At 50.6% G+C, this 9,389-nt stretch carries 8 protein-coding genes; 5 read left to right on the top strand and 3 right to left on the bottom strand.

Annotated elements, in window-relative coordinates; translation table 11 throughout:
* Positions 1-80 precede the first annotated feature (80 nt).
* From V7D78_RS15095 to fadI, 3 genes are all read right to left on the bottom strand, one after another.
* A complete protein-coding gene (locus tag V7D78_RS15095) occupies positions 81-278 on the bottom strand; it encodes a hypothetical protein (RefSeq protein WP_333609285.1) in 198 nt (65 codons plus the stop codon).
* A 135-nt stretch (positions 279-413) separates the two neighbouring features.
* Complete coding sequence (fadJ, locus tag V7D78_RS15090; protein ID WP_333609284.1) at positions 414-2,549, bottom strand: fatty acid oxidation complex subunit alpha FadJ; 2,136 nt, start codon at positions 2,547-2,549, stop codon at positions 414-416.
* Positions 2,549-3,859 (bottom strand): acetyl-CoA C-acyltransferase FadI, encoded by a 1,311-nt coding sequence (fadI, locus tag V7D78_RS15085; RefSeq protein ID WP_333609283.1) that lies wholly within the window; start codon positions 3,857-3,859, stop codon positions 2,549-2,551. The genes fadJ and fadI overlap by 1 nt, the downstream gene beginning before the upstream one ends.
* Before the next feature lie 222 nt (positions 3,860-4,081).
* Between fadI and V7D78_RS15080 the strand changes: the two genes are divergently transcribed.
* The 5 genes from V7D78_RS15080 to V7D78_RS15060 are packed head-to-tail and all read left to right on the top strand — an operon-like array spanning position 4,082 to position 9,293.
* Positions 4,082-5,035, top strand: coding sequence for an AAA family ATPase (locus tag V7D78_RS15080; RefSeq protein WP_442886609.1), 954 nt, complete (start codon positions 4,082-4,084; stop codon positions 5,033-5,035).
* 4 nt (positions 5,036-5,039) lie between these two features.
* Positions 5,040-5,993: a DUF58 domain-containing protein gene (locus tag V7D78_RS15075; RefSeq protein WP_333609282.1), complete on the top strand. Its 954-nt coding sequence runs from the start codon at positions 5,040-5,042 to the stop codon at positions 5,991-5,993.
* Positions 5,986-6,489: a DUF4381 family protein gene (locus V7D78_RS15070; protein ID WP_333609281.1), complete on the top strand. Its 504-nt coding sequence runs from the start codon at positions 5,986-5,988 to the stop codon at positions 6,487-6,489. The genes V7D78_RS15075 and V7D78_RS15070 overlap by 8 nt, the downstream gene beginning before the upstream one ends.
* The gene (locus V7D78_RS15065) at positions 6,482-7,471 is read left to right on the top strand and encodes a vWA domain-containing protein (RefSeq protein WP_333609280.1); all 990 of its coding nucleotides are present in this window, start codon (positions 6,482-6,484) and stop codon (positions 7,469-7,471) included. Before V7D78_RS15070 ends, V7D78_RS15065 begins: the two co-directional genes overlap by 8 nt.
* Positions 7,461-9,293: a vWA domain-containing protein gene (locus V7D78_RS15060; RefSeq protein ID WP_333609279.1), complete on the top strand. Its 1,833-nt coding sequence runs from the start codon at positions 7,461-7,463 to the stop codon at positions 9,291-9,293. The genes V7D78_RS15065 and V7D78_RS15060 overlap by 11 nt, the downstream gene beginning before the upstream one ends.
* The last annotated feature ends 96 nt before the right edge of the window (positions 9,294-9,389 follow it).

The following is a 9,389-nucleotide window of genomic DNA, read 5'->3' as shown; positions in this document are numbered from 1 at the left end:
TCTGGCTACCAATGCATTGCTGAATAAAGTTTGAGCAAAGATCAACAGCCTCTAGTCTTCAGGCATCAGATTAACACAGCTCAGGGTTTAAAAACCTGACCGCCGCTGCCGTGAGCACGGCATAACTGCAAACGCTTATGACTGCTAAACAAGGGTAACAGCAAGGGGCCGGTTAATAAGGCGGCCAACGCCCAGTACAGGGCTTGCATGCCACTACGAAGCGCGGCAATGTAGATACCAATGGCCACTAGCAACCATACCACAGGAACTAACAACACCTTATACACCCTCATTTTAGTTAATTGCTTCAGTACGATACTGAAATGGCAGAGAGTTATTATACCCGCTGCCATCACATCTTACCGTTAAACCTTAGTTGCTTTTTTAGGCATTAAACTGTTAAAAAGCTTATATCAGTAAAAGGTAGCGTTTTGCTCAGCCATGGTGACTAACCGTGGGCAAGGCGCAAAGCGCTCGCCATGCTCAGCCGCTAACTGCTGTAAGGTTTCAACCAGTTTGGCCACACCCATGCTATCGATATAACGGAAAGGGCCACCTAAAAACGGCGGGAAACCAATACCAAAAATAGCGCCTATATCACCATCACGCGCAGAGGCAATAACGCCTTCGTCGAGACAGCGCACCGCTTCATTCAGCATTTGCACAGTGCAGCGCGTCACTATAGCGTCATTACTAAGTTTAGCCATAGGAGTCACACCCAACACCGGATATACAGTGCTATCGACGGTTTTAGCGCCCTTTTTCGCACTGCTGCCATAAACATAAAAACCTTTTTCAGATTTTTTACCTTTACGCCCGTCCGCCAGCAGCTTACTAAAGGCAGCAGGTGCGGCAAAACGCTCCCCTAATTGCTCGGTGAGAATAGGTGAAATTTTAGCGCCAACATCAATGCCCACTTCATCCAGCAAGGTAACAGGGCCTACCGGAAAACCAAATTTCACCAGGGCTTTGTCAATTTTCTCAACCGGCTCTCCAGCTAACAATACATTAGCCGCTTCATTCATATACAAGGCCAGAATACGGTTGACGTAAAAACCGGCACCGTCTTTTACCACTATCGGTGTTTTACCCTGTTTGCGGGCAAAAGCAACAGTGGTGGCAATGGTCTGTGCAGAGGTAGTCGGATGGGCGATAACCTCAACCAACGGCATTTTATCCACCGGTGAAAAATAATGCAGACCAATCACATTTTCAGGTCTGGCTGCTTTAGCGGCAATTTGCGCTATAGGTAAAGAGCTGGTGTTGCTGGCAAAGATAGTGTGCTCTGCACAATGCTGTTCAACATCAGCCACCATCTGCTGTTTTAACGCCAGATCTTCGAACACCGCTTCAATGACCATATCGACATCTTTAAAGCCGCTGTAATCGGTGCTGCCGGTGATCAGTAACAGCTGTTTTTGCATCTCAGCTTTGCTGATAAAGCGGCGTTTAAATTTCTTTTCCAGCAGCTTATAACTGTATTTCAGCGCATTACTGATGCCTTGCTCATTAATATCTTTAATGCGTACTGGCACCCCGGCTTTGGTGCTGCTGACATTGGCAATACCGCCGCCCATCAAGCCGCCGCCCAAAACCGCTACCTTTTTCACTTTTTGTGGGGTCACATCACCGGCACCAGATTCTTTTTTCATCTGAGTGGTAGCAAAAAACAAGCTTCTCAGCGCAGCCGACTCGGCGGTCATACACAGCTGACCAAAGGCTTTTGCCTCTGCCTGCAGCCCTTTATTGCGGCCGCTTTCAATACCGGTTTTTACTACTTCGACAATGCGCACCGGCGCCGGATAATTGCCCTGAGTTTTACGCAGGGTTTGTTTTAATGCCTGCGAAAACACCAGGCCACGGCCCACAGAGGTACCCTCTAAAAATTTATGCATGACGCCGGCTTTTTTCGGCTGACGCTGCACTTTACCGGCTAAGGCTCGTTTTACCGCCGCCTGCAATAAAATACTGGCGGGTACCACTTCATCTACCAACCCGGCTTTCAGCGCTTCTTTAGCGCGCAGTTGTTTGCCGGTCAGCATCATATCCAGCGCTTTTTGCACACCCACTAATTTTGGTAAGCGTTGGGTACCACCACTGCCAGGCAGCAAGCCAAGCTGCACTTCAGGTAAACCCAGTACAGTTTTTACATCATTGCTGACCACCCGGCTATGACAGGCCATCGCCAACTCCAGGCCACCGCCCAGACAAGAGCCATGAATTGCTGCAACAACCGGCAGTGCTAACTGCTCCAGCTTATCAAACATCTGCTGGCCCATGCGCGCTATGGCTTCAGCGTCGTCTGCCGTTTTGCAGGCATCCAGCATAGAAATATCAGCACCGGCGATAAAAGAGTCTTTCTTGCCACTGATAATAACCACACCTTTTACACTATTATTGGCCTGAATATTTTCAAGAATAGCGTCAATTTCAGCAGCAAATGAGGCTTTAAGCACATTCATGGTTTCACCCGGAATATCCATGGTGATAACCGCTACCAGATCATCACGGATCTCAAGGGTAAAGCTATGTTGTGTTGCGTTTGTCATTATTCGGTCTCCACTATCATGGCAGCACCTAAGCCACCTGCTGCGCAGGCTGTAGTTAAGCCAATGCCACCACCACGGCGTTGTAATTCATTTAAAGTTTGCACTATTAAGCGGGTGCCGGTCGCGGCAAAGGGGTGGCCATAGGCCAGCGAGCCGCCATTGACATTAAACTTGTCCATATCAATCTCGCCTATCGCTTTATCTAACCCCAGTTTTTCCTGAGCAAATTTGCGGCTGCCAAACATCTTCATATTGGCCAGCGCCTGAGCGGCAAAGGCTTCGTGCATTTCTATCAGGGTTAAATCGGCCAGTGTCATACCGGCTCTTGCCAGCGCAATTGGCGTGGCATAAGAAGGTCCCATCAGCATGTCATCGTAGACATCTATTGCGGCAAAGGCATAGCTGCGGATATAGCCCAAAGGCTTGTATCCCAGCTCTTTGGCGCGCCCCTCAGTCATCATAATCACCGCCGAAGCACCGTCCGTTAACGGCGTACTAGTGGCAGCAGTGACGGTGCCGTGCACCCGGTCAAACACCGGCCGCAATTTGGCGTAGGATTCCAGTTTAGAGTCGGTGCGGATGTTATTGTCCATCTCTAAAAAGCGCTGATAAGGTTCAACATGCGCGGTCATCACTTCATTGGCCATAAAACCTTTTTGCCAGGCCTGCGTAGCCAGCGTATGTGAGCGATGCGCCATTTCATCTTGTGCCTGACGGCTGATGCCATGCGTTTTAGCCATTTGCTCAGCGGTATCGCCCATAGACAAGCCCGTGCTGTATTCAGCCACCGCGGGCGGTACCGGTAATAAATCTTTTAAACCCAACTTGCGGAAAATCGCCAGCTTTTGGCCAAAGGTTCTGGCTTTATTGACATCAACCAGCGCCCGCGCCAGCTTTTTACTGACACCAATCGGCAATACTGAACTGGAGTCAGCACCACCGGCAATCGCCACGGTATGTATACCCGCCATCATCGCCTCGGCGACACTGACCACCGACTGAAAACTAGTAGCACAGGCACGGCTGACGCTAAAAGCATCGGTACGTACCTGCATGCCGGTGCCTAGCACGATTTCACGGGCAATATTAGGCGCTTCCGGCATTTGTACTACCTGACCATACACCAGCTGCTCAACCAGTGCCGGATCTAACTGATTACGGATCAACAACTCGTTGACCACTAATTTGCCGAGATCCAGGGCTGACACACCATGAAATTCTGTGGCTTGCTTAGCAAAGGGGGTACGCAAGCCAGCGACGATGGCAATACGTTCACCCTGGCGGGTACTGAGTTTAATGGGCGCTGTCATGACTATCCTCGTGTTAAGATGTGATCAGCTTACAGGTCTGACCTCTAATTGATGACTGATTGTAACGGCACTTTCACTAAATGAAAACCGTTGTTTTGCGGCTCTTGTTTTCTGCCCAAGGGAACCTTATATCTACAATATCGTCTTAGCCTAGCTGCTTTGCAGCGCTTTTGGGTGAAAACACGCAATTAATATTCACAACAATAAAGAAAATAAATCATTATGATACAAGCCTTTTCTGCTCTTAAAACTTATCTTGACTCTCAGGTACTGGGTCAACCGGCCTTAACTGAAGGTATTTTACTGGCACTGCTGGCAAACGGGCATTTACTGGTGGAAGGACCGCCGGGCCTGGCGAAAACCCGCGCGGTTAATGCACTGGCACAAGGGGTTGAAGGTGAGTTTCACCGCATACAGTTTACCCCCGATTTATTACCGGCGGATTTAACCGGTACCGATATTTACCGGCCAGAAACCGGTAAATTTGAATTTCAGGCCGGGCCTTTGTTTCATCATATTATTCTGGCCGATGAAATAAACCGTGCCCCGGCTAAAGTGCAATCTGCGTTGCTCGAAGCCATGGCAGAAAAACAAGTCACCGTAGGCCGTAATACCTACCCGCTGCCGCCGCTGTTTTTGGTGATGGCGACACAAAACCCGTTAGAGCAGGAAGGCACCTACCCCTTACCAGAAGCACAGCTGGACCGCTTTTTGCTGCATTTAAAAGTAGATTACCCGGATGCCGACACCGAATTAGCAATACTGCGGCTGACTCGCAATGAAGCCATGTTAAAAGCGGTCGAGCCGGTGGTGCCCATTACTCAGGACGATATTTTTGCCGCCCGCCAGGCTATTTTAGCGCTGCATCTGGCCGAGAGCCTGGAGCACTATATAGTGCAACTTATTATGGCCACCCGTAATGCTGCCGCTTACAGTAATGAATTGGCCAGCTGGATTAGCTACGGTGCCAGCCCGCGGGCCAGTATCGCTTTAGAGCGTTGTGCCCGCGCCAAAGCCTGGTTAGCCGGACGCGATTTTGTCACGCCAGATGATATACAGGCAGTGTTTCATAATGTACTTCGCCACCGCTTAATTCTCAGCTATACCGCTGAAGCTGAGGGTATTAGTACTGATGATGTCTTGAGCGATATTATTAAACGGGTTCCGGTACCCTGAGCCTATGAGTATTAACCGCTTTGTTGCAGATGATTGGTTAGCTCAAAGCCATGCCAATGGCACTGACCTTGGTTTGGCGGAGCTATTGCAGTACCAGCGCCATACCAAGGTGCTCGATTTATCTCCCGGTATGGTCATTCAGAGTAAATTGGCTGGCAGTTACCTGGCGCGCACTAAAGGCCGCGGCATGGAATTTGACGAAGTACGGCATTATCAGAATGGCGATGATGTACGTACTATTGACTGGCGGGTTACCGCTCGCACCGGCAAAGTGCATACCAAATTGTTTCGCGAAGAAAAAGAGCGGCCGGTTTTTATCTTAACCGATCTGAGTAACAGCATGCGTTTTGGCTCTGCCTTGTTGTTTAAATCGGTGCAGGCCGCGCATTTGGCGGCCGTGTTGGCCTGGCATGTTAAACAGCGGGGCGACAAACTCGGCGGCTTAGTGTTTAGCAGCCAGCGCCATCTGGAGTTAAAACCGCAAAGTCGTACGCATGGCGTATTACGCTATTTTCATGCCCTTACTGAAGTACATCAGGCCGCCACTAGTGCCCAACAAACGGGGTTATCTCTGGCACAAGCCCTGAGGCAAATGCGACGGTTAGTTCGCCCGGGAAGCTTATTGTATGTGATTTCTGATTTTGCCGGCTTAAATGCTGATGCACTCAGACATGTCAGGGCTATCCGCCAACATAATGAAGTGTATTGTTGCCAGTTATCCGATCCGCTGGAGCAAGCCCTACCCGATTTTGCCAGTGGCGAAGCGGCAGTCATGCATCAGCAACACATAAGCTTACTGAATTTAGGCGATCGGAATCTGCAACAACGCTATCAACAGCAGCAGCAACAAAGCGCTCAGCTGCAAGAGCGACAACTTAAGCAGTTAGGCTGTAAATGGCTGGAGATTTCAGCCGCTGCACCAGTGCTAACTCAATTGGAGCAACGCCGCCGTGTCTGAGCCACTCTCTTTAGAAGCCATGTTAGCCGATATTATTGAGTCAGAATTAAGCGTCCAGTGGCAATTTGCCCCTGTTCATTGGCTACTGCTGTTATTGGCAGTGCTGGCCCTGGCATATGTGGCATGGCGCTATTGGCGGCATTACCAACAAGGCGCCGCCAGACGTTATACCGAACAACTATTGTTGATGCTTGATATGCAGCAGCCCGATAGTGCCAGCCAGATTAATCAGCTGCTGAAAATGCTGGTGCAACATTATGCCCCGGCTCACCCCTTGCTCACCGCCTCTGTCGAGCAGTGGCAAGCCGCGCTGCAACAGCACAATGTTCAGCCACTACCTGATCTGGCTAGTCTGCTGTATCAAGATCGCGCCACACCAGAACACTTACAGCAATTCCGCCAGGCTGCGCTGCAATTTTGCCGACGTTGCCAGCGTGCTCAGTTGCAGCAATTGGCACAGCAACTCTCGTTTAAAGTGAAGTCTGCCCATGCTTGAGTTCAGTTACCCCTGGTTATTATTGCTGCTGCCCTTGCCATTGTTGATCAAAAAACGGCGTGATCAGCAACAGGTTGCGTTGCAACTACCCGCCCTAGCCAAATTGGGACAACTGCGAATGTCCAGGCCGCAGGCAAGGTTAAGTGGTTATCAACTTTTAGGTGCTATCATTTGGATACTGCTGCTATTAGCCGCCACCCAGCCGCGCTGGCTGGGTCAGCCAGTGACTCTGCCGCAGCAAGGTCGGGATTTGATGCTGGCTCTGGATTTATCAGGTTCGATGAACATGGCCGATATGAGCATTCAAGGCCAAAGCATGACCCGCTTAGAGGCAATGAAAACGGTTTTACGTGATTTTATTGCCCAGCGTCAGGGCGACAGAGTCGGTTTAATTTTATTTGCCGACGCCGCCTATCAGCAAACGCCGCTTACCTTTGATCTGCAAACTGTACAAGGTTTTCTGGACGATAGCGTGATGGGGCTGGTGGGCCAACGTACCGCCATTGGTGAGGCCGTGGGCTTAGCGGTAAAACGCCTTAACGAGTACGACTCCAGTAATAAAGTACTGATTTTACTTAGTGATGGCAGTAATAATGCCGGCAACCTGCAGCCACAGGAAGCCTTAACCCTGGCCAAAGCCGCAGGCGTAAAAATTCACACTGTTGGCCTGGGCGCCGAAGAAATGATGCAACAAACTATCCTTGGTCGACGTAGGGTCAACCCCTCACATGATCTGGATGAAACCTTGTTGCAGCAATTAGCCGAGGAAACCGGTGGCCGTTATTTCCGGGCGCGCAGCCCACGTGAGCTGGCTGAAATTTATCAGTTACTCGATCAGCTTGAACCAATAAGCCGTGATGAGCTGACATACCGGCCACAATACAGCCTGTTGCATTGGCCGTTGGCCGCAGCCTTGCTGTTCTCTTTCGCTTTAGCCCTGTTGCGTTTAGATTGGCAGAGGATAAAACACTATGCTCGCTGATATTCATTTATTACGCCCCTGGTGGTTGCTCAGTATATTGCCTGCGTTGCTGTTATGGCTGTTAATCTGGCGCTTCCGTCAGCATAACAGTGGCTGGCAGCAACTTATTGCCCCCCATTTGCAGTCACTACTGCTAAACGGCCAACAGTTGCAGCAGCGTCAACCGCTGGCCTTACCTATGCTGGCGCTGTGCTGGTGCTTAACAGCACTGGCATTAAGTGGCCCCAGCTGGCAACAATTACCCCAACCGGTACTGACCTCAAAAACCGCCACGGTATTGGTGATGGATATGTCAATGTCGATGCGCGCCACCGACATGGTCCCTGACCGGCTGACCCAACAACGCTTTAAAGCACTGGATTTAGTCGATGCTATTACCGAAGGGGATTTGGCACTGATTAGCTTCGCGGCAGATGCCTTTGTTATTTCGCCGCTGACCCCTGATCACAATAATGTTCGCTTACAAATACCCGCTCTGCTGCCAGAGATCATGCCGGCTCAGGGCTCCAACGTGTTAGCGGCGCTGAATCAGGCCAATGAACTGCTGTTGCAAGCGGGATATCCCAGTGGCCATGTGGTGCTATTCGCCGACGGTTTTGATCCGAACAGCTATCAACCCATACTGGATCTATTAAATCGTTGGCCGCACAGACTGTCTATTCTGGCTTTTGGTACCACTGAGGGTGCCGTAGTGCGCATGGACAATGGCGAACTACTGAAAAATGCCCAGGGCGGTGTGGTCATTCCCAGGGTACCCTTAGAACAATTACAACAACTGGCCCGACGTGGTGGCGGCCACTTTGCCACAGCCAGCCCAGATAACAGTGATTTGACGCATCTGCTGAATACCAGAACAGCCAGCGCTCTGACCGAACAAGCCAGCGAGGCGTTAACAGGCGATCAATGGCAGGATAATGCTATTTACTTAGTCTGGTTACTGTTGCCATTAGCGCTTTATCTGGCCAAACGCGCGCCGGTATTATTGATACTCCCCTTTGCATACCTACCCAGTGCCGAAGCCTTCAGCTGGCGTGACTTATGGCAAAGCCGGCAACAGCAGGCCGCAGAGGCCTACCAGCAACAAGATTATGTGCGGGCTGAGCAGGCTTTTACGGATCCGCAATGGCAAGGCCATGCCGCTTATCGTCATGGCAACTACCAGCAAGCAGAGCAACATTACCGCACTGCTCTGCAGCAACAACGCTCGGCCGACAACCTGCATAATCTGGGCAATGCCCTGGCGTTGCAGCAACGCTTTGCTGAAGCGCTGGATTCCTATCAACAAGCACTTGAACTGGCGCCTGAACATGCAGCGGCACAACAGAATGCCCTTATCATGCAACAGTTGTTAGAGCAGCAAGAGCAGCAACAATCCTCCTCAGATCAACAGCAAAGCCAGCAGCAAGATCAACAATCTGAACAACAAGAAGAGCAGCAGTCATCCGATGAAGCTGACCAACAAAACAGCGAAAATAGTAGCGAACAGCAATCTGATGAACAAGACTCTGAAGATCAGCAACCATCTTCAGCACAACCCCAGCAGCCGGATGAACAACAAAATGCTGCTGATGAGCAACAGCAGCAAGAGATGCAAGCCTTAACAGAGCAAGACGACGCCGCTATGCCCGAGCCGGAGCGGGAGCAACAAGCAGCGATCCGTGAAACCTGGCCCAATGCCACGCCGGAGCAACAGCAAGAGCTGGATAACTTGCTACGTAAAGTGCAGGATGATCCGGGCTTATTACTCAGAAACCGCATGTATTTAGAAAACCAGAAGCGACGTCAGCACAATGCGCCACCAGGAGTAGTTCAGGAATGGTAAACCCCCGCTTTCACCAGCCCATGATGCGGCTACCGATGAGCTTACTCATCAGTTTAGCTATTTGCTTAACCTTGAGTGTAGTGATCGCCATGCCCG

Origin of the sequence: Arsukibacterium sp. (assembly GCF_036735525.1) — a bacterium.
Taxonomy (GTDB): domain Bacteria; phylum Pseudomonadota; class Gammaproteobacteria; order Enterobacterales; family Alteromonadaceae; genus Alishewanella.
This window is presented reverse-complemented; position numbering and strand designations above follow the sequence as displayed.

Coding starts and splice junctions, on each gene's coding strand:
- V7D78_RS15060 (WP_333609279.1), top strand. CDS start 7,461: ATGCTCGCTGATATTCATTTATTACGCCCCTGGTGGTTGCTCAGTATA.
- fadI (WP_333609283.1), bottom strand. CDS start 3,859: ATGACAGCGCCCATTAAACTCAGTACCCGCCAGGGTGAACGTATTGCC.
- V7D78_RS15075 (WP_333609282.1), top strand. CDS start 5,040: ATGAGTATTAACCGCTTTGTTGCAGATGATTGGTTAGCTCAAAGCCAT.
- V7D78_RS15065 (WP_333609280.1), top strand. CDS start 6,482: ATGCTTGAGTTCAGTTACCCCTGGTTATTATTGCTGCTGCCCTTGCCA.
- fadJ (WP_333609284.1), bottom strand. CDS start 2,549: ATGACAAACGCAACACAACATAGCTTTACCCTTGAGATCCGTGATGAT.
- V7D78_RS15080 (WP_442886609.1), top strand. CDS start 4,082: ATGATACAAGCCTTTTCTGCTCTTAAAACTTATCTTGACTCTCAGGTA.